This window comes from Cytobacillus sp. (assembly GCF_964223445.1).
Lineage (GTDB): Bacteria > Bacillota > Bacilli > Bacillales > Cytobacillaceae > Cytobacillus.
The window spans coordinates 1-21,006 of record NZ_CAXQGS010000130.1 but is presented as its reverse complement, the minus strand read 5'-3'; the positions used below and the strand labels follow the sequence as shown (position 1 = coordinate 21,006).

Below are 21,006 nucleotides of genomic sequence, written 5' to 3'. Positions count from 1 at the left end.
TCTCATTAAGAAAATGCTGTAGTCAACGCCAAGCGCGACCAAAATAACAAATGCAAAGAATGGAACCGCCCAGCTGATGCCCGAATATCCAAGCAAATTCACGAAAATTGCTTCATTCATTGCCATACTTGTATAGTAGGTCAAAATCAATGAACCAATTAAATAGATTGGCATTATGATAGACCTGAAAAGGAACACAAGAATAATCGAAATACCAAGCAGCATCAATACAACTGTACGGGAATAATCCTGATCTGACATCGTACTCAAATCAGCATTTGTGCTTGTAATCCCGCCTACTGCGACAACCGCGTTTTCAAGCTTAGTATCTTTAGTGGCTCTTTCCACAGCTGCTTTGATCTCATCCACCTGATTAATAGCTTCGTTGGAATATGGATTTGCTTCAAGCACCACATCCATTGTCATAACTTTACGATCCTCTGATAAATAGACATCAAATACCTGGGCAAACTCTTCATCCTCCAGAACTTCAGGCGGCAGATAGAAACCATCCATGTTTTCCGAATTCGATAGGCCTGCCAGATAATCCTGTGCCGAACCGAGACCTTCGGACACCTGTTCCAGTCCATCTGCACTCTGGCCAAGACCATCTGTCAGCTGGCTGATTTGTCCTCCAAGATCGCCGAATCCTGCCAGCAGCTGTTCCTGCCCGCCATTGATTCCTGCTAAACCATTTGTCAGCTTCGGAAAATTATTGACGATTTGCCCCTGGCCGTCAGCAAGCTGATTGAGGCCTGCCTGCTGGGCTTCGATTCCATCGATTAGCTGCTGGAGTCCTGCAGAAAGATTTGATTGTTCATTTAAAATCACACCAAATCCATTATTTGCTTCTGCTATTCCACTATTTAACTGTGTTAGCCCCGAATTTAACTCCGTTAAGGCCCCAGTAAGTTCACCAAGGTTCTTTTGAATAGCCTGTTTGTATGTTTGGTAGGTTCGATCTGTTTCTAAGTCATAATTTGCCTCTAGATGCTTATACAAGTTATCATTAGCTGCACTAATTTCACCAAGTCCTGAACCCACCTTGGCATATCCAGCTTGCAGCTGGGTTAACCCCTCTTGAGTAACCTGGTAACCATTTAATAGTTTTTGATAATTAGCTGTGAGTTTTTCCACTCCAGCCTTGGATTTTTCCAAACCATCTTTAATTTGATCTGAACCCGCAGACCCCTGACGAATACCATCTTCAATTTTAGCAAGGTTAGTTTGTATCTCACCAAGGCCGGACTTGATTTCATTGGTACCAGAAATCAAATCGTTGATTCCTTTTGTGGCATTCTGCAGCTCAGGCTCTGATTTGGACAGTTCGCTGCTTGCTTCATTTAAGCCGTCTGAAATTTTATTTAACCCGTCCTTACCTTCTCCAAGGCCTTCTTCAAGAGTCTCAGCTTGTTTGGCAACAAAGAAGTCTTCGAGTGGGTCTCCAGTTGGTCTTGTGACAGAGCGGACTGTATCCACCAGATCTACTTTTTCAACCTCTCGGCTAATTTTTTCAGCCAGGCCTATATATTCAGCCGAGTCCATTTCCTCATCGTTTTTCAGGACGATTTGCGTTGGCATGGATTCTCCTGGCCCAAAGCTGTCAGCAATGGCATTAAACGCCTTAATGGAATTAACATCTCCGCCGATTTCCTCCAGGGAGTTGTAAGAAAGTTCTCCGTCATATGTCACCAGGAACGGCACACAAACGGCTGCCACTATAAGCAATGCCAGGAATGGACGCGCCAGCGAGAATCGGCCGACCGTTCCCCATAGCCTGCTTTCTCCATGCTCGGCACTCTTCTTTGAAGGCCAGAAAATTTTCTGTCCCAGCACCGCCATAAAGAATGGCACGATGGTAAATAAAGCAATTAATAATATTGCTACACCAATGGCCACAGCTGCTGCTGACTGATAAAGAATAAACTGCGAGAAGCCAATTGCAGCAAAGCCAATCATAACAGCCAAACCGCTGAAGAATACTGTGCGGCCCGCATTTCGGTATGTTGCCACAATGGCGTCCGCTGTGCTTTCATTATAGGAAAGTTCTTCTTTAAAACGGCTCAGCAGCAGGATACAATAGTCTGTTCCAATCCCAAACAGAATCGCAACAAGGAAAATCTGGGTATAGTTCGAAATCGGGAAATCCAGCCTATCGACTAAAAATGCCACTATGGACTGTGAGGCAAGATAGGTGAATCCCACTGTCATCAGCGGGATAATTGGTGCAACCACTGATCGGAATACCAGAAGCAAAACAACCAGAATAAAGACGACTGTGATTCCTTCTGTCTTTTTCAGTCCTTCCTGGGAACTGTTCATGAGATCTTCATTGATCAGCCATTCACTCGTATAATAATGATCTACCTTTACATCATCAATAGCTGAATAAAGCTCTTCACTCAGCTCCGCTGGCTCACGGTCATTCCAGCTTACATTGACTGAAGCCAGAATCGACTTGCCATCTTCTGAAACAAGCTGTTCTTTCAAGCTTTCTTCATTAAAATGGGTAAGAATTTCTGTAATTCCCATTTCGCCGCTTTTTTCTTCAAGCGTCCGGATAGCTTTCTCCGCTTCTTTGATTTCTTCTCCAGTAAGCTTTTTATCATTATGAAAAACAAGTGCAACCTGGGTCTCATCCCCTCCGCCTTCCTGCTTCTGCACTTCCTGCATGATATCCCCGGCAAGTGTGGATGAATACTCTTCAGGCACAGTAATCTGCCCTTTATCACGGACCAGATCTGCCATGTTTGGCGCTGCCATTAACAAGCCGGCAGCCACTGCGATCCAAACGACAATGACAAGCCATTTTCTTTTAATAATTGAATACACTCTTTAATCCCCCGCTTTGTTTTCTGATAAAGTGAAACTTCAATCAGTGGGGTTCTCTCCCCCCGCTGACTGTTTGCTGAGGCCCACAGGAAGTGAGTCACAAAGGTGTTGCCACAGGAAGTGGCGTTCTCTAGTCTTTGTCCCTCTTTCGGGGCTATACGCGCAGTTTGGCTTCCGCTCATACTCCTTCGATTGCTCCTGAGTCTAGAACGGGAGTCTTACTGACTGTTAGACTGCGATAGTACTTTATCCAATTTTTCAAAGGTTTCAATGAACTGCTGAATTTCGGCCTGATCAAATCTATTTATCAGTGATTCTACAAGGTTATGAATCTTTTCTTCTGCTTTGATGTACAACTCATTCCCTTTTTCGGTAAGAGTCAGATAGACAACCCTGCGATCATTTTCATCTCGTGTTCGCTGAATCAGCCCTTTTTCCCACATACGCGTGATCATCGCCGTAATCGCACTCTTTTTCACGTCAAACACTTCAGCAAGCTCTGAGGAAGTACAAGAACCCACCTGATTTATGTACCTCAGTGTAAAATGCTGGTCATTGGTCAAATCGCTGCCAATCTGATTTTTCACAAGTGACGCAGCCTTTTTCTCCACGGAAAAAGAAACGGCAATATACCGGTCGACCAAGTCCTTAATATTTGGCATATTCACTTATATATTCACCTCACGGAGTAATTATTCTACCATTTAACTGTTCAACTGTTTAACTATTAACGTAGTTAACTTTAATACAGGGAAAGTTCGTTGTCAATTAAACTTCATCAAAAGGAATAAAATAACGTTTCCCTTTTTTATCTCCTGTACTTACTCTGCAAGATTGCTTAAGCATCCGCTTTGCAGTATCACTGGATAGGCTGCCCAAAAAATATCTGGCCTCTTTATTTGTTATTGTGGGACTAATCAGGAGGGCATAATCATTTAATGCCTGAATATGTGCATCTTTTGAAACATGGCTGCATGCAAGGCATTTCCAGTTGCCATGGACCCTGTTCATAGGAAACGATAAACAGCTAGGACATTGAATACCCTTTATCAAGTCAGTTTTCTGTATTGCATATCTTTGAAAAATATCAATTTCTGCTGGAGTATGGTCAGCTATTAGGCGTGAATATAACTTCTTGAGCTGTCTTGCATTGAGGAACGAGGATGTAAATTTCTTTTCATAGAATCTCATTTTGCTGATGATATCCAAAGAGGGGATTACTAAATATGGGGTTATTTTATCGCGGGGATCGAATTTAATTACAGTGTGTTCATTTGCCATAACAACGAGTGGTTCAATCGGAAGGACAGGGAAACGGTACCTAACGAGCCAATTCTTTAAATCCTCTGCCTGCCGTTTTACCTGTGCCACCGGGTCGGCAAAGCCTTCCTCCTTACCCTCAATGGTCCGGATAATTTGTTTAAATGAGGAATTGAAGAAGATAGATCCTGAAATATTTTTCACTTCGAGAAAAGAAATAAAAAAAGGGGTAAGGAGCAGGACATCAATTTGGAAGAAATGCCTGCCATTCGAAAGTCTCAAATCATGGAATATTAAATAATCCTTGCCGGGGAGGTAGCTCAAGGGAAATTCAAGAAGTTTTTCACCTATATATCCAGCCCTTTGTCTGTCATAATCTGTTTTTATCAAAGAGTATTTTGGATGACCTTCCGGCAATCTTTTCAATAATGTCTCCAATTTAACCAGAAAGATTGGTTTTGCCCTAGATTTTGCAATCAATTTATCACTCCTCTATTAATTTTTATAAAAAGAATTCGACTTTTCAGCAACCATTTCCTTTATTTGAATGACCGATCTGCTAAAAATTGATTTTTTCAGCGAAATTTAGAATATATCGGTGATATAACATTTTTATCAGCGAAATCTGAGATATATCAGCTAAACCTGACATTTTATCAGCTAAACCAAAAACAGTCCCCCCATTCGGAGGACTGCTGCATTTCAGGAAAAAATTCTTCCAGTTCTTCCTAAGCAAGAACCTTTGAAGCTGGATCTACTGCTTGCTCACCCATTAAGTCTGGCTTTGGGACTACTGTTGCTGCCATTTTTCCGTCTTGCCATAGACTGCACTGCAACAATGGCAATCATCGATAATTTTAATTTCCATCAAAAAAGACCCCATCTTTGGAGCCTTGTCGGTTAAAATTCGATTTGAATCTTTTCTGCATCTTCAATCTTGTTCCCATCAGCACTAAACACATCGCTAGTGGTGATATCGAAATGTGTCAGATCCGATTTTTCTATAATAAAGCCAACATTGCCATCTTTGGTTTCGTTTGGCCCGATTTCTTCGGTTAGCCCATCAAGGTAAATATCCTTTTCCCATGTTACTTGCTCACCTTTACTTGTTTCAAGGATGGCTGCCGGGGCAAAGTTCACTTTTTGATCAGAAGTGTTCTTTATTTCAACAAAGACTTTAACAAAGTCGAATTCCTCGTCATGAGTCAGGGTGTGAAAATAATCCACTAAGCTGTAGTCTGGCTTCAAATGCATTACTTTTGCGTCTGTCACTTTCATTTCAATTGGGCCGATGCTGTAAGTTCCATTAACGTATTTTACTTTTTTCAAAGTAAGTTCACCTTTTTCGTCCAGGTGAGTCTGTCCTGCTTTTTTCAACTGCCGATCATCCGGAACCTGAGGGTTTGGTGCATAATTTTTCACAGCTTCACTTTCTTCCGGAGCTTCTGCACTTACATCAGAAGGCTGTTTCGGCGCGCCCGAGCAGCCAAATAAAACAAACGATAAGAGAGCAAGCATTGTGATCAGTTTTTTCATGATGATCCCCCTTTTATAGTGTAAAAAGTTCCCGCTGCTCCTTGAAAGCAGCGGGAGATTATACATTATTTATCTCCAACCTTTACATTGGACTTCAATATTTCAAAAATCAATTTAGCATGGTCTGTATTTTCGATTTGTCCTGCAAAGCGGTCGCTTGAAGGGCCAAATGCATATACCGGCACGTCTTCACCAGTATGGCCGCCAGTTGTCCAGCCAGTATGGGAGCGCTCGTTGAAGATTTCCTCAATCGCGTTATCAATCTCTGTTACATTCTTCGTTTCAGCAGCATCTTTAACAGATTGGATCTCTTCACCAGTTAAATCGAGGTCGATATACTGGTTCAACGTTTTTTCTGCATCCGCACCTTTTGCAATTTCCGCTGCCATAAAGTCAGGTGTACGCTTTGCTGCTTTAATTGGCTCGCTGAACCAATTGTAGATGCCATCAGAACCGATGGAATAGCCGCCAGTTGAGTGGTCAGCAGTTGCAACAACAAGGGTATGCTTGTCCTTTTTCGCAAAATCAATGGCTGCTTTGAATGCCTTTTCGAAGTCTTTCATTTCGCTCATTGCCCCAACAATATCATTATCATGGCCAGCCCAGTCTACCTGACTGCCTTCTACCATCAGGAAGAAGCCGTCTTTATCCTTGTTCAGACGCTGGATTGCAGAAGTAGTCATTTCTTCCAATGAAGGAGTGTCTTCTGTGCGGTCAATCATTTTTGGCAGGCCACGCTCTGCAAATAAACCAAGAACCTGCTCATTGTCATCCGCTAATAACTGCTCGCGGTCTGTTACATAGCTAAATCCATCCTTCTTAAACTCTTCTGTAAGATTTCTGTCATTACGGACAAATAAATCTGTGCCTCCGCCAAGAAGAACATCTACCTTATGGTCGCCATTGATAAGCTCATCATAGTAATCATCCGCAATGGCATTCATATTCTTGCGGCTTTCGTCATGGGAGCCGAATGATGCAGGAGTCGCATGCGTAATTTCAGACGTTGCAACAAGTCCTGTTGCTTTTCCTTTCTCTTTTGCTGCTTCCAAAACGGTTTTCACTTCTGAGCCATCGTTATCTACGGCAATCGCATTGTTATAAGTTTTAATGCCTGCAGACATTGCTGTTGCTGCAGATGCGGAATCTGTTACATTTTGTTCCGGATCTTCCGGGTAAGTCATTTGCTGACCGACCAAATATTTATCCAGCTCGGAACGTTCAACAAATTTTGTGCTTGGGTCGTCTTTTAAATAACGGTATGCAGACGTATAAGATACGCCCATTCCATCACCGATAAGGAAAATAACATTTTTGATCTCTCTTTTATCTGATTGTCCTTTAGCTTCTGTTTGCTGAACTGTACCCATTAGTCCTCCAAACGCAACTGCAGAAGCGGCAAGAACCGGAATTGCTTTTTTTGTAAATTGCTTTAATGTCATTGAATGAACCTCCTTGTTGTTAACTTACATGTAAAAGTATAGAGACATAGTGTAAATAAAGAATTAATAGAGTGTAAAAATGATATAAACATATGTAAAGATACTATCTTTGCTTTCCAAAATCTTTTTATGTAAAATTCATAAAAAGACGATAGGAACGAAGGGGAGATTTTGATGAAGGTTTTGGCCCTGCTGGGAAGCACAAGAGAAAATGGCAACTCTGAATTCTTGGCAAAAAAAATAGTAGAAGGTACTGATCACACCCTGGTAAAATTATCAGATCTGCATATCGAACCGATTGTGGATAAGAGGCATGCGGATGGGGGCTTTACACCGGTTGATGACGACTATGAACAATTAGTGCAGCATATGTTGTCACATGATGTATTTGTATTCGCCACCCCTTTATACTGGTATGGCATGAGTGGTCCGATGAAGGATTTCTTTGATCGCTGGTCACAGTATCTAAGGGATGAACGCTTTAACCTGAAAGAAGAGCTGGCAAAGAAGAAAGCTTACGTTGTAATTACAGGCGGCAGCAGTGCTAAAGTAAAGGGACTTCCCCTTGTTCAGCAATTTCAATATATCTGTGAGTTTGTGGGCATGGAGCTTGAAGACTATATCATTGGAAGTGGAGTAAAGCCGGGAGAAGTTAAAGAGGACACTCTTGCTTTAACGAAGGCCGAACAGTGGAATACATTCTTTTCAAAATAAAAAGGCGGACTCATGGTTCCGCCTTTTTTACATATCATGATTCCTGCCTTACCCTGGAATCTTTTTTCAGCTGATTTTCCCCATCAGGGTCTATATATAATTTCCTGCTTGGCATAGCGACATAAACACGCTCATTTTCAAGAATATCCATGATCTCAAAATTGATTTCTTCCTTAATTTTCAGGAATTCGCCCCAATTTGTCGTTTTGGTAAAGAAGTAAAGGAAGATATCGAGCCCATTTTCTTTGTAGTCGTCAAAGGTCACAAGAATGGTTTCCGGATGAATATCCGGATGATTTTTTAAAAGATACTCGATCTGCCCTACCACATTCGCCATTTGATCTTTAGTCGTATCATGAGTAACGCGCAATCTGAAGCTGATTTGCCTTTTCCCCATCTTGCTCCAGTTTGTAATCGATTCATTTGCTAAAGTAGCATTAGGAACTGTGACCAGCGCCTGTGCAAATGTCCTTACCCTGGTGCTTCGAAAAGAAATATCTTCAACCGTTCCCTCGACACTTGGGGTCATAATCCAATCGCCAATCGTGAACGGCTTTTCCGTAATAATGACAAATCCGCCAAACAAATTGCCCAGTACATCCTTGGCAGCAAAAGCAATGGCGACTCCGCCTAATCCAAGCCCCGCCACAAAGCCATTCACATCATAATCAAACTCCTGGGCAACCACGCTAATACTGATTGCCACAATAACAACTCTCAAGGCCTTTGAAATGAAAGGAATGAGAATATCATCAATTTCCAGATCGTACTTAACCTTAAGACTGGTAAAAAGGGCAGATGATGCAGCTGCCATATTGTACAAACCCCAGGTAATCATGATGATAACTGAAGCCCTAATAACATCTAAAAATAAAGAATTATGCTGGTTTAAGTAAGGAAAATAACCGACAGAAACATAGATTCCTATAATGATAAATAACCACTGAATCGGCTTTTGAAATGAAACAAAAATATGGGAGAAAAAGTCATTTGGCGCTTTTCTGCTGAGCCTTAATAATAGTGTAAATACATATTTGGTGAAAAGCTTCCTGAAAATGAGAAACAGCAGGAAAATCCCAATTGATATTCCCAGGTCCACCAATATATCTTCTTTCATGTAAGTTTCCCAGAACATATGAATAACCTCCTTGATGCTATTTGTTATCATAACATAATTCTATAAGACAGGTTATCATACGATATTCCCTAAAAAACAGATTGGAAAAACCTTCTCTTCATCCGAGGAGCATTCCCAGTTCAATCCCCAGAAGAGCCAGAAGGATTCCTCCGCCATAGCTCAATACATTATAAAGAATGAGCTCTTTTTTCCTTTTATCTATGTGGAGCTGTATAGCTTCCAGCTTGAATGTTGAAAAAGTGGTGAATGCCCCCATGAATCCTGTGCCAAGCAGCATAAAAAGACTGCCTTCTATTCCTGAGCCCACCAGGATTCCAAGAAGAAGGGAACCAATTAAGTTAATAACAAGCGTGGCTGCAGGGAACCTCGAAACAATCCTTGTATTTATAACCTGACTGACCCACAGCCTAGATATTGCTCCAAAGAAACCGCCTATCCCCACCAGAAGAACATGAAACGTACTCATCCAGTTTCTTCTCCTTTCCTGACCTGGAATCCCAATCGGCTCATCCATAATCCGCCAAATATGCTGGCTGCAATATACAAAACTGCCAGAGCTGTCTTTCCATCGAGAAAGAGTGTTACCGTTTCAACGCTTAATGTAGAAAAAGTGGTAAAGGAGCCAACAAAACCTGTTCCCAGAGCTGTTTTTAAATGGGCTGGCAAGGAAAAACGCACAAGCATCCCCGTCATCAGCCAAGCGAGAAGAAAACTTCCCAGCAGATTAACCGTCAAAGTAGCAAATGGAAAAACGGCATTTTCATGAAAGAGAAAAACACCTGTGCTGTACCTTAAAGAGGCACCCAAAAATCCTGCAGCCCCAACCCATAAGTAAACCATCTCCATCCCCTCCATTTCTCTTAGTTTGTCCAAAATAAAAAGACTCCTGTCAGTTACCACTGACAGGAGTCATTAGCCATAAGGCGGTTAAAGGTGAACTCCATCACCTAAAAAGACGTATCTTTACTAACACTATAAAACATTTGAACAAGGATTAAAAGCCCTTTATTCATGGATCAATATGTATTCCCTTTTTTATAAAAAACACTGAAAGAAGCAGCCCATATAACAGATGGCCAAAAAGCCAAAAAACTATGGCAGATATAGATGTAAGTTCAGGGGTTCGATCAGATAATGCAGTCGTTGGATAAAGCAGAACTCCTATGAAAAAGGTTATTAATAAAGTGCGGACGATGATCTGGAACCTGTTCCAGCGGTATTTTCTTATTAATAATAATAAGCTGACTGCTAAAACGGCAGAAATGATCAGATGAAATACAAATTCGATTAATTCGGGTAAATGATAGTTTTTCAAAATAGGGAAGTAATCCACATTTAAAAGCAATGTATACACTTTTACTCCAGAGGTTATCTCAATCATTTTCAGGAATAGCCCCAGGAATGTTCCAGATAGCAGTCCCGTAAATGCACCCTTCGCCCAAAGTCTCCGCATATTTTTATCCTATCCTTCCCATTTAATGCAGGATCATACGAAAAGAATATTACTATTTATGATATTCCGTGAACTGGCCTATCTTAAGTCCAGCTTTGGACTGTCTGATAAAGTCCTGGATTTCCTCAATTGTTAACCCCAGCTGTTTTTGCTGTCATTAATAGCTCTACCCATTCTTTATCCATTTTCCCCTCACAGATTTCCATTCCCTTTCCACTCTCCCGTAAAGATTCTGTTCCCTCAGAAGTCTTCATTGAGTGCTGCTTTTATAAATCATTCCATATAGGAATAATTGGACAATTTCTTTTGCTAAACCTTCTGGAGTTTTTAACCCATTGAATAATTTTGTCAATGTCACGCGTTCAATAATTCCCGTCAGACTTTCAGCGACAGTTCCCATATCAATATCTTCCCTGAAGTATCCTGCTTGCTGTTCTGATAGGAGGTTGGCTTCAATTTGACCAGCTAGTATCTCTTTAAATTCCTCGGCATCCGGGGCCATGAAAAAACCGATGCGGGTCAAATTTTGATTGTCCATTAGAAATTTAAAAATAGCAGAGAGGCCTGAGGTTATTCGTTCTGGCAATGCAGGTAAATCAATGCCAGATTCCACACGGCTATTGGACGTAAGTTCGGAAAGCCTTGCACGAAACAGATCGACAAGTTCTTGAAATATAGCGTCTTTGCTTTCAAAGTACAGGTAAAAAGAAGGCTGTGTAAGACCTGCCCTTTTCACAATCTCGCTTATTTTTGTATGAAAATATCCCTTTTGCGCAAATTCCTCCGCGGCAATTTCAAGAAGCATTGCGCGGCTCTGCTCCCCGCAGGCCCCTTTTTTCCGTCCTCTTTGTCCCATAAATAACAGCTCCGTCTGCATTATATTACTCATAAGTATTATCCACTATCACATTTGGGAAAGTCAACCAATTATCCGAATTTTTTATAATATATGGAAAATTTATGTTATTATTAAAAAAGGGAACATGTATTCTTATTTTACACTAGTGGATGTGAAATGGAAAGTTACGGAAGTTCATTTTATAGGCGAAATAGAAAACTTTTTTGAGGAAGAAATTTTAAAAAAAGACAATAAAAAACCACCAAATATGTATTTGGTGGAGACGGAGGGAGTCGAACCCTCGTCCAGAAATATCGGCACTTAAGCTTCTACGAGTGTAGTCGATATATTCGCGATTCGCTGATCCTTATGCCTATCGACGGGCGTCCGGCCAGCTAGCCTGGTTGTTCTCTTCCTTCATCCTCAGGCGGTGGAATCCGGCGTAGCCCACTAAGAGTGAGTCCGCTACCCTACCACATGGGCGATGGAGGGGCGAACCGCTAAAGGCCTATTAGGCAGCTAAAGCGAAGTTGTTTTGAGTTTTGCCAGTTATTGGCTTTGACGTTTTAACGAGGCCGATCCCCTCGACTCGCAACCTAAGCTCGAACTATCCCTGTCGAATCCGTAGCGTCCCCATTATAATAGGTCTGCGTCGAATCTTATTCAGCACGCTGACGTTCGGATCAGCTCGAAATAGATGAGCTAAAGATTGTGTCACTCGCTGTTACAATTACTATTATAGCACACTGAGCTAATTTTTCAATTGTAAGGTTCTGGATTTACATTTTCTGCCTTTCGCGGAAAGCACGCTCTACTTCACGCTTGGCTTCTTTCTTCTTCAGATCTTCACGCTTGTCATATTTCTTTTTACCCCTTGCCAGTCCAATTAAAACTTTTGCATAGCCATTCTTAAGGTACATTTTTAATGGAACAATCGAGTAGCCGACTTCCTTTGATTCACCAATCAGCTTGCTGATTTCTTTTCTATGCAATAGAAGCTTTCTCGTCCTTAGCGGGTCGTGATTGTATCGGTTTCCCTGCTCATAAGGACTGACATGCATGCCGAAAAGATAGATTTCATTGTTTTGAATTCTGGCATATGAGTCCTTCAGATTTACCTTGCCCGCACGGATCGATTTAATTTCCGTCCCCTGCAGAACAATGCCCGCTTCGTATGTTTCTTCTATAGCATAGTCATGATATGCCTTTTTATTTTGCGCAACCATTTTGCCAGTTCCTTTTGGCATGTTAAATCCCCCTTTGCTCCTCTTTCCTGAAATCAGGAAATGCAGCATCCGTTCTATAGCGGTCCCTCTATTATAGCAAAATTGCGTTCCCCTCTCAACGAGGAGCCCTGCTGTGAAGGAAAAGAGAGAGCCTTTTGGCCCTCCCAGTTTTATTACCGCTTCTTTTTCTTCCGCTTTGCTTTTGGCGCATTTTCGTAATGTTTTTTCTCTTTTTTCTTTCTCGGGCCGCCAGAACTGTTTCCTTTTCCCTGATCAGCCTTGCCTCTGCGCGGCTTTTTCTCGGTGCTGCCTGTCTTGAACACCTTTGGCGCTTCACGAGTCTCCCGTCTGCGGGTTCCCTTCATGCCGACGATTTCAAAATCAATCGAGCGTTCGTCTTTGTTTACGTTAACGACACGGACTGTAATCTCGTCGCCAATTCGGAAGACATTACCCGTACGCTCCCCGATCATCGCCATCTGGCGCTCGTCATAGCGGTAATAATCGTCTGTCATATAGCTGACGTGGATAAGACCTTCAATCGTGTTTGGAAGCTCTACAAACATGCCAAAGTTCGTAACAGAACTGATGATGCCATCATATTCCTCGCCAATTTTATCAGCCATATATTCCGCTTTCTTCAGCTCATCTGTTTCGCGTTCCGCTTCAACTGCACGGCGTTCCATATTGGAAGAGTGCTCTGCAATATCCGGGAGCTGAGCATTCCATTTTTCTCTTGTCGCCTGCTCCAGCTTGCCTTCAATTAAATAGGTGCGGATTAGTCTGTGGACAATTAAGTCCGGGTAACGGCGAATCGGTGATGTGAAGTGTGTGTAAAACTCTGTTGATAACCCGAAGTGACCCAGGCTCTCTTCAAAGTACTTCGCCTGCTGCATAGAGCGGAGCATCACTGTGGATACAACCATTTCTTCCGGCTTTCCCTGAACCTCTTCAATGATTTCCTGAAGGGCACGCGGGTGAACAGCATTAGCTGTTCCTTTTACGATATAGCCGAAGTTTGTAATAAACTCGAAAAATCTTCTCAGCTTATCTTCTTTCGGATCTTCATGGATACGGTAAATGAAAGGGACATCCATCCAATGGAAGTGCTCAGCAACGGTTTCATTGGCTGCGAGCATGAACTCTTCAATCAGGCGCTCGGCAATCGAGCGTTCACGCAATGCCACTTCTGTCGGATTGCCCTCTTCATCCACAATGACTTTTGCTTCTTTAAAATCAAAGTCGATGGCTCCGCGATGCATTCTCTTCTTACGCAAGATCAGAGAAAGCTCCTTCATCAGCTCGAACATCGGAACAAGCGATTGGTACCTGTTGATAAGTTCTTCATCCTGCTCTTCTAAAATCTTATTCACATCTGAATAAGTCATCCGTTCCGTTGTTTTAATCACACTCTGGAATATCTCGTGATTCACCACTTCCCCATCCGATGTGATTTCCATCTCACAAGAAAGGGTAAGCCGGTCCACTTTCGGATTCAATGAGCAAATGCCGTTTGATAAGCGATGCGGTATCATCGGGATTACCCGGTCCACTAAATACACGGAGGTTGCCCGCTCTTCCGCTTCTCTGTCAATCGGGGAATCCTCACGGACATAGTATGTGACATCGGCAATATGAACGCCCAGCTTGTAATTGCCGTTATCCAGTTTTTTAACCATTACTGCATCATCAAGATCCTTTGCATCTGCACCGTCTATTGTGACAATAACTTCGTTTCTCAAGTCACGGCGGTTTTCAAGCTCACTTGGATCAATCGTATCCGGCGTTTCCTCGGCCTGCTTAAGCACCTCATCCGGAAATTCAAGCGGAAGGCCATGCTTGTGAATAACAGATAGAATATCCACACCAGGGTCATTTTTATGCCCGAGAATGTCGATAACTTCTCCTTCTGCACTCTTTCTCCCCTCAGGATAAGTGGTCAGTTTTACAACGACCTTGTGTCCTTCAACAGCACCTTTTGATGCTGACTTGGGGATAAAAATATCACTTGCAAACTTTTTATCATCCGGGATAACAAATCCAAAATGCTTGCTTTCCGTATAGGTTCCGACAATTTGTGTTACACCGCGTTCTAAAATGCGGACAATCGTACCTTCCCGCCTCTGACCCGAAGTCTCAGTCGTCACACGCGCAAGCACGATATCGCCATTTAAGGCATTATTTGTTTCATTGGGGGGGATAAAAATATCATCCATTCCCTGCTCTTCCGGAATGACAAAGGCAAATCCCTTTGCGTGCCCGGAAAGCTTGCCGCGGATCAAATTCATTTTTTCCGGCAAGCCGTAGCGATTACTTCTCGTTCTGACGACAAGCCCTTTTTCCTCCATGACAACAAGTGCCTTGACGAAATCTTTGAAGCCAGTGGAATCCTCTATTCCAAACGCGGCCTCAAGCTCCTGAACTGTCAATGGCTTGTACGCTTCATCCTTCATATAATGAAGCAGCTTGTCAAACAGCTGTTGTATATTATTTTCCATATCTTCATCCCTCCTTGGGGAGATTTTTATTCTATTTTTATTCTTCCCAATCAAGCTTTTCTAAAAACGCATACACATCTTCATGAAGCTGGTCACGCTCTTTATCGAGAGTAATCACGTGCCCGGATTCTTCGTACCACTTCAGCTGCTTTGAGTCATTCTCCACTTCATTAAAAATGATATTAGCACTGTCCGTGTTGATCATATGGTCATGTCGTGCCTGTACAACAAATGTTGGGGAGTAAATCATATCCACATGATTGCGTACATCCGCGATTAGCTCCTGAAGTGCCTTTAACGTATTCATCGGTGTTTTTTGGAACTCTTCCATTTCCTGTTCAATCTGTTCTTCCGGCTTTCCTTCAAGTCTCTTATATTCTCTAGCATAACTCAGAATTCCTTCATACATGACTTCTTCGCTTTTTATGTACATAGGTGCGCACATCGGAACAATACCCTTTACAGGTACAGTGTAACCCAATTTAAGGGAAAATACGCCGCCAAGGGAAAGTCCGGCCACTGCAATTTCTTTATGTCCCTTATTTTTCAGAAATTCGTACCCTTCCATCACATCTTTCCACCAGTCTTCCGGACCTGTATGAACAAGTTCCTCGGGCGGAACACCATGTCCCTTATACTGCGGGGCATGGCAGGTGTAGCCCTTTGTTTCAAGAAACCTCGCCATCATTCTTACATCTGCTGTATTTCCGGTGAAACCATGCAGCAGCAGAACTGCTCTTTTTCCATTTCCAAATGTAAATGGTTTTGGTGCAACAACTCTCATTGATAAAACTCCTTTTACCTTTATAATTCCTATAATTTTATTAATCAAACGTTTGATTGAATCTGCATTCCTTATTTTTAGCAAACAGCGGGGCAACATGCCAATAAAAAGCTTTCTTATGTAAAAAATGTGGACGTTGGGAAACATCTGCAAATGTACAGAGCAAAAATAAAAGCCTGACCTTCTGAAGGCCAGGCGCTGCATTCATTTATATCGCGAAATAAGAAACTAAAACAGTAAGGATAAAGAATAAAACAGAAAGAACGATCGTAATGCGGTGAAGAATCAGATCAATTCCGCGTGCTTTTTGCTTTCCAAAAAGCTGCTCAGCTCCCCCTGAAATGGCACCGGAAAGACCTGCGCTTTTACCAGACTGAAGGAGTACAACTACAATAAGGCCAATCGAGACTATGACTAAAAGGGTAATCAATAATGTATGCATGAAGCCACCTCCTGAAAACGTACAATCACATTATTCTTAATTTATCACATTCTTATTGTTTAAACAATAAGATTTTAAGGCTCGGCACAAGAGCAGCAGCTAAATAGTGCCTATCGGGTGATTTTTCAAATGAAATCATCCATTACTGCTTTACATTTACTTCAAAAAAATTGTTTATGTGCGGATAGCACTGATTTATGTGCGGATAAAAATATTTATTTGCGCATAGCAAGAATTTATGTGCGGATAAATTATTTTATGTGCGTTCAGATAGCTCTTAGCCAATTTAATCAAAAACAGCCGCCCCACCCGGGACGGCTGCACAAGCAAGATTACTTGCTCAAGTTATAGAAAGATTTTAGGCCATCGTATACAGCTAAATCGCCAAGCTCGTCTTCGATGCGAAGAAGCTGGTTGTATTTAGCAATACGGTCTGTACGTGACATTGAACCCGTTTTGATTTGGCCAGCGTTTGTTGCAACAGCGATGTCAGCGATTGTAGCATCTTCTGTTTCACCGGAACGGTGAGATACAACTGCTGTGTAGCCAGCGCGCTTCGCCATTTCGATGGCTTCGAATGTCTCTGTTAATGTACCGATTTGGTTTACTTTGATCAGGATTGAGTTGCCTACGCCCTGCTCGATTCCTTGAGCAAGCTTCTTCGTGTTTGTAACGAACAGGTCGTCACCAACAAGCTGCACTTTGCCGCCGATGCGCTCAGTTAATAGCTTGTGGCCATCCCAGTCGTTTTCGTCAAGACCATCTTCAATTGAGATGATCGGGAACTCGTTTACAAGCTCTTCGTAGAAGTTAACCATGTCTTCAGAAGTTAAGCCATTGCGGCCTTCGCCAGCAAGGTCGTATTTGCCCGTTTCTTTGTTGTAGAACTCAGAAGAAGCAACGTCCATTGCAAGGTAGATGTCTTTTCCAGCTTCGTAGCCAGCGTTAGAGATCGCTTCGATGATTACTTCTAAAGCTTCACGGTTTGAACCCAGGTTTGGAGCGAATCCGCCTTCGTCACCTACAGCAGTGTTCAAGCCTTTGCCAGATAGAACTTTCTTCAATGAATGGAATACTTCAGCACCCATGCGGATTGCTTCCTTGAAAGTAGGAGCTCCTACAGGCATGATCATGAATTCCTGGAAGTCTACATTGTTGTCAGCGTGAGATCCTCCATTGATGATGTTCATCATTGGTGTGGGAAGCTGCTTCGAGTTGAAGCCGCCAAGGTAACGGTATAATGGAAGTCCTACAGACTCAGCAGCAGCATGTGCACAAGCCATGGATACGCCAAGGATTGCGTTTGCGCCAAGCTTGCCTTTGTTTTCAGTTCCATCTAATGCGATCATTGTGCGGTCGATGCCAACCTGGTCTGTTACATCCAAGCCGATAACAGCGTCAGCAATTAGATTGTTCACGTTGTCTACTGCTTTTTGAACACCTTTTCCAAGGTAGCGGGACTTGTCGCCGTCACGAAGTTCTACTGCTTCGTGCTCACCAGTGGATGCTCCGGAAGGAACGATGGCACGGCCAAAAAATCCTGATTCTGTTAAAACTTCAACTTCAACTGTTGGGTTACCGCGGGAATCTAAAACTTCACGAGCATATACTTGTTCGATAAATGGCATAGTAATTCTCTCCTTTTTTATGAAAAATCGTTTTCGACAAAATTCGGGTGGTGCCTGTCACCGATTACTTTTTCAATAAAGTTGTTCCTGTCATTTCAGCAGGTTTTTCCAGTCCAAGCAGGTCCAGGACAGTTGGAGCAAGGTCTCCTAAAATTCCGTCTGTGCGGAGCTCAGCACCATCTTCTGTAACGATGACTGGAACTGGGTTTGTCGTGTGGGCGGTCATTGGGCTGCCTTCCAGGGTAACAACTTCATCGGCATTTCCATGATCAGCTGTGATGATCGCTTTTCCGCCTTTTGAAATAATGAGATCAACAATTTTGCCAAGGCATTCGTCAACTGTTTCAACCGCCTTGATCGTTGGTTCAAGCATGCCAGAATGCCCCACCATGTCCGGGTTGGCAAAGTTCAGGATGATCGCATCGAAATTGTCAGCCTCTATTTCCTTCAGCAACGCGTCCGTCACTTCATAAGCACTCATTTCAGGCTTAAGGTCATAGGTAGCTACTTTCGGTGAGTCGATCAGGATCCGCTCTTCGCCAGGAAACTTCTCTTCGCGCCCGCCGCTCATAAAGAACGTCACATGAGGATACTTTTCTGTTTCCGCAATGCGGAGCTGTGTTTTTCCATTTTGGGCTAAAACCTCACCCAGGGTGTTATCAAGGTTAGTCGGTTTGAACGCTACATACCCGTCAACCGTTTCACTGAAGTGGGTCAAACATACAAAGAACAAGTTTTCAGGATGTCCTGGCCCTCTATCAAAGGAACGAAAGTCTTTATTTGTAAAAGTGTTCGAGATCTGGATTGCCCTGTCCGGACGGAAGTTATAGAAAATGACTGCATCATTTTTCTTTATCGTTGCAACCGGTTTACCATCTTCTGCAGTAATGACAGATGGTATGACGAACTCATCAAAGATACCATTTTTATAGTTATCTTCAACTAAATCCAAAGGATCGCTGTATGAAGGGCCGTCACCATACACCATGGAACGGTAAGACTTTTCAACACGCTCCCAGCGTTTGTCGCGGTCCATGGAATAATAGCGTCCGGAAATCGTTGCAAATTCGCCGACTCCGTACTCCTTCATTTTTTCCTGCGCTTCTTTAATGTAGCCTGCTGCTGTTTGCGGGCCAACATCACGTCCATCCAGGAAACCATGAACATAGACATTCTTCACGCCTTCTTCAGCGGCCATACGAAGCAATGCGAATAAGTGCTGAATATGGCTGTGAACGCCTCCATCTGAAAGAAGTCCCATCAAATGAAGATCCGTGCCATTCTTTTTAACATGGTCAATCGCAGAACGGAACGTTTCGTTTTTCTCAAACTGTCCTTCACGGATGGCCACATTCACTCTTGTTAAGCTCTGATACACAATCCGGCCTGCACCGATGTTTAAGTGGCCTACTTCAGAGTTTCCCATTTGCCCTTCCGGAAGACCTACTGCTTCACCGCTGGCTGTCAGCGTTGCGTTAGGGTAGGTATTCCAGTAGCGTTCGAAGTTTGGCTTCTTTGCCTGGGCAACGGCATTTCCCATCCGCTCGCCGCGCAATGCGAAACCATCTAAGATGATTAATGCAACTGGAGATTTACTCATTCTTTCCTGCCTCCAATAATTGAAGGAAGCTTTGCGGCTCAAGGCTTGCGCCGCCTACAAGAGCTCCATCAATATCAGGCTGGCTCATATATTCTTTAATATTTGCAGGCTTTACACTGCCGCCGTACTGAATGCGGACTGCATCTGCAGCAGCTTGTGAAAATTGCTTCGCAACAACAGAGCGTATATGTGCACATACTTCATTCGCATCTGCAGATGTTGAAGATTTGCCTGTTCCGATTGCCCAGATTGGCTCATACGCAATAACAGTCTGTTTTACCTGATCTTCTGTTAAGCCATTAAGAGCTTTTTCCACCTGCGTGCCTACAAGATCCATTGTTTCACCGTTTTCACGCTGTTCAAGCGATTCACCGACACAAACGATAGGAGTTAAATTGGATTTAAAAGCAGCCAACGTTTTTTTGTTAACGGCCTCGTCTGATTCATTAAACATTTCCCGGCGCTCGGAATGACCAAGGATTACATATTTTACTCCAAGGTCTTCAAGTGCCACAGGGCTGATTTCGCCTGTAAAAGCACCGCTTTCTTCAAAGTGCATGTTTTGCGCGCCGATTTCAACATCAGAACCCTTTGCGCTATCCACAAGGCGCTCCAGGAATAGTGCAGGGGCACATACAACTGTTTCTACCTGTTCTTTCCCCGGTACTAAGCCATTGATTTCTTCAAGAAATACTTTCGCTTCCGGAAGTGTTTTATGCATTTTCCAGTTTCCAGCGATAATTGGTTTACGCATGTTGCACGTCCTTTCATGCTTTTTATTATTGTCATGTATTCGACAAATTTCGGGTGGTGCCTGTCACCAAATTATTTATCATTTAAAGCCACTACGCCTGGCAGAGCCTTTCCTTCCATAAACTCAAGGGAAGCCCCGCCGCCTGTTGAGATATGGCTCATGCGGTCTGCAAGATGGAACTTCTCAACTGCAGCTGCAGAATCTCCGCCGCCAATGACTGAATATGTATCGTTTGCTTCTGCTAAAGCCTCTGCCACTGCTCTTGTGCCGCCGGCGAATTTTTTCAATTCGAATACACCCATTGGTCCATTCCAGATAACAAGCTTTGAATTTTGGATTACATCGCTGTAGATATCACGCGTTTTAGGCCCAATATCAAGTGCTTCCCAGTCAGAAGGAATTTCTTCAATTGCTACTGTTTTAATATTTGCTTCCTCAGAAAAATCGTCTGCTACCACGACATCAGCAGGCATATAGAAGTTCACGCCTTTTTCTTTCGCTTTTTCCATAAACGATTTTGCAAGGTCAATTTTATCTTCTTCTAAAAGTGACTTTCCTACTTCATGGCCGTTAGCTTTTACAAACGTATAGGCAAGTCCGCCGCCAATAATCAGGTTGTCTACCTTTTCAAGAAGGTTTTCTATTACACCGATCTTATCTTTAACCTTTGCACCGCCGATAATGGCTGTAAATGGACGTTCCGGATTTGAAAGAGCTTTTCCAAGTACATCAAGTTCTTTTTCCATTAATAGTCCTGATACTGCAGGAAGATGCTGCGCAATTCCTTCCGTAGAAGCATGTGCACGGTGTGCTGCTCCAAAAGCATCGTTCACATACACATCAGCAAGCTCAGCAAATGCC

The 21,006-nt window shown here is 42.8% G+C and carries 20 protein-coding genes, 1 other RNA gene and 1 riboswitch; of the genes, 1 reads left to right on the top strand and 20 read right to left on the bottom strand.

Annotation, left to right across the window (positions count from 1 at the left end):
* From ACEQ1T_RS22655 to ACEQ1T_RS22635, 5 genes are all read right to left on the bottom strand, one after another.
* Positions 1 to 2,832 (bottom strand): MMPL family transporter (locus ACEQ1T_RS22655; protein ID WP_370224847.1); only part of this gene is annotated, 2,832 nt, incomplete at its 3' end.
* A gap of 218 nt (positions 2,833 to 3,050) precedes the next feature.
* Entirely contained in the window at positions 3,051 to 3,500 is a 450-nt protein-coding gene (locus ACEQ1T_RS22650; RefSeq protein ID WP_370224845.1) for a MarR family winged helix-turn-helix transcriptional regulator, read from the bottom strand.
* Positions 3,501 to 3,600: 100 nt separating this feature from the next.
* On the bottom strand, positions 3,601 to 4,572 hold the full coding sequence (locus tag ACEQ1T_RS22645) for a nuclease-related domain-containing protein (protein ID WP_370224844.1): 972 nt from the start codon (positions 4,570 to 4,572) through the stop codon (positions 3,601 to 3,603).
* Positions 4,573 to 4,992: 420 nt separating this feature from the next.
* Positions 4,993 to 5,628, bottom strand: a complete 636-nt coding sequence (locus ACEQ1T_RS22640; RefSeq protein WP_370224842.1) for a DUF4352 domain-containing protein — start codon at positions 5,626 to 5,628, stop codon at positions 4,993 to 4,995.
* A 65-nt stretch (positions 5,629 to 5,693) separates the two neighbouring features.
* Positions 5,694 to 7,070: an alkaline phosphatase gene (locus ACEQ1T_RS22635; RefSeq protein WP_370224841.1), complete on the bottom strand. Its 1,377-nt coding sequence runs from the start codon at positions 7,068 to 7,070 to the stop codon at positions 5,694 to 5,696.
* 174 nt (positions 7,071 to 7,244) lie between these two features.
* On the opposite strand from ACEQ1T_RS22635, the gene ACEQ1T_RS22630 reads away from it, so the two are divergent.
* Complete coding sequence (locus ACEQ1T_RS22630; RefSeq protein WP_206840212.1) at positions 7,245 to 7,784, top strand: flavodoxin family protein; 540 nt, start codon at positions 7,245 to 7,247, stop codon at positions 7,782 to 7,784.
* A gap of 34 nt (positions 7,785 to 7,818) precedes the next feature.
* Here the strand turns inward: ACEQ1T_RS22630 and ACEQ1T_RS22625 are convergent, their stop codons facing one another.
* From ACEQ1T_RS22625 to pgk, 15 genes are all read right to left on the bottom strand, one after another.
* A complete protein-coding gene (locus ACEQ1T_RS22625) occupies positions 7,819 to 8,919 on the bottom strand; it encodes a mechanosensitive ion channel family protein (RefSeq protein WP_370224839.1) in 1,101 nt (366 codons plus the stop codon).
* 100 nt (positions 8,920 to 9,019) lie between these two features.
* Positions 9,020 to 9,388 (bottom strand): fluoride efflux transporter CrcB, encoded by a 369-nt coding sequence (gene crcB / locus ACEQ1T_RS22620; protein WP_370224838.1) that lies wholly within the window; start codon positions 9,386 to 9,388, stop codon positions 9,020 to 9,022.
* The gene (locus tag ACEQ1T_RS22615) at positions 9,385 to 9,795 is read right to left on the bottom strand and encodes a CrcB family protein (protein ID WP_370224837.1); all 411 of its coding nucleotides are present in this window, start codon (positions 9,793 to 9,795) and stop codon (positions 9,385 to 9,387) included. The genes crcB and ACEQ1T_RS22615 overlap by 4 nt, the downstream gene beginning before the upstream one ends.
* A 23-nt stretch (positions 9,796 to 9,818) precedes the next feature.
* Positions 9,819 to 9,879: riboswitch (Fluoride riboswitch) on the bottom strand.
* A 52-nt stretch (positions 9,880 to 9,931) separates the two neighbouring features.
* Positions 9,932 to 10,375 carry a hypothetical protein gene (locus tag ACEQ1T_RS22610; protein ID WP_370224835.1) on the bottom strand — a complete coding sequence of 148 codons (444 nt, stop codon included), beginning with the start codon at positions 10,373 to 10,375 and terminating at the stop codon, positions 9,932 to 9,934.
* 125 nt (positions 10,376 to 10,500) lie between these two features.
* Positions 10,501 to 10,629 carry a hypothetical protein gene (locus ACEQ1T_RS22605; RefSeq protein WP_370224834.1) on the bottom strand — a complete coding sequence of 43 codons (129 nt, stop codon included), beginning with the start codon at positions 10,627 to 10,629 and terminating at the stop codon, positions 10,501 to 10,503.
* Positions 10,626 to 11,264 (bottom strand): TetR/AcrR family transcriptional regulator, encoded by a 639-nt coding sequence (locus tag ACEQ1T_RS22600; RefSeq protein WP_370224831.1) that lies wholly within the window; start codon positions 11,262 to 11,264, stop codon positions 10,626 to 10,628. Before ACEQ1T_RS22600 ends, ACEQ1T_RS22605 begins: the two co-directional genes overlap by 4 nt.
* Before the next feature lie 224 nt (positions 11,265 to 11,488).
* Positions 11,489 to 11,848: a transfer-messenger RNA gene (gene ssrA / locus ACEQ1T_RS22595) on the bottom strand.
* A 144-nt stretch (positions 11,849 to 11,992) separates the two neighbouring features.
* A complete protein-coding gene (gene smpB / locus ACEQ1T_RS22590; protein WP_009331807.1) occupies positions 11,993 to 12,460 on the bottom strand; it encodes an SsrA-binding protein SmpB in 468 nt (155 codons plus the stop codon).
* Positions 12,461 to 12,612: 152 nt separating this feature from the next.
* Positions 12,613 to 14,937 (bottom strand): ribonuclease R, encoded by a 2,325-nt coding sequence (gene rnr, locus ACEQ1T_RS22585; protein WP_370224830.1) that lies wholly within the window; start codon positions 14,935 to 14,937, stop codon positions 12,613 to 12,615.
* A 37-nt stretch (positions 14,938 to 14,974) separates the two neighbouring features.
* Positions 14,975 to 15,721: an alpha/beta hydrolase gene (locus ACEQ1T_RS22580; protein ID WP_370224829.1), complete on the bottom strand. Its 747-nt coding sequence runs from the start codon at positions 15,719 to 15,721 to the stop codon at positions 14,975 to 14,977.
* A gap of 208 nt (positions 15,722 to 15,929) precedes the next feature.
* Complete coding sequence (gene secG, locus ACEQ1T_RS22575) at positions 15,930 to 16,163, bottom strand: preprotein translocase subunit SecG (protein WP_009331810.1); 234 nt, start codon at positions 16,161 to 16,163, stop codon at positions 15,930 to 15,932.
* A 332-nt stretch (positions 16,164 to 16,495) separates the two neighbouring features.
* Positions 16,496 to 17,791, bottom strand: a complete 1,296-nt coding sequence (gene eno / locus ACEQ1T_RS22570) for a phosphopyruvate hydratase (RefSeq protein ID WP_370224827.1) — start codon at positions 17,789 to 17,791, stop codon at positions 16,496 to 16,498.
* A gap of 64 nt (positions 17,792 to 17,855) precedes the next feature.
* Positions 17,856 to 19,391: a 2,3-bisphosphoglycerate-independent phosphoglycerate mutase gene (gpmI, locus tag ACEQ1T_RS22565; RefSeq protein ID WP_370224826.1), complete on the bottom strand. Its 1,536-nt coding sequence runs from the start codon at positions 19,389 to 19,391 to the stop codon at positions 17,856 to 17,858.
* Positions 19,384 to 20,145: a triose-phosphate isomerase gene (tpiA, locus tag ACEQ1T_RS22560; protein ID WP_370224825.1), complete on the bottom strand. Its 762-nt coding sequence runs from the start codon at positions 20,143 to 20,145 to the stop codon at positions 19,384 to 19,386. Before tpiA ends, gpmI begins: the two co-directional genes overlap by 8 nt.
* A 71-nt stretch (positions 20,146 to 20,216) precedes the next feature.
* Positions 20,217 to 21,006: phosphoglycerate kinase (gene pgk / locus ACEQ1T_RS22555; RefSeq protein WP_370224823.1), on the bottom strand; the 790-nt coding region annotated here is incomplete at its 5' end.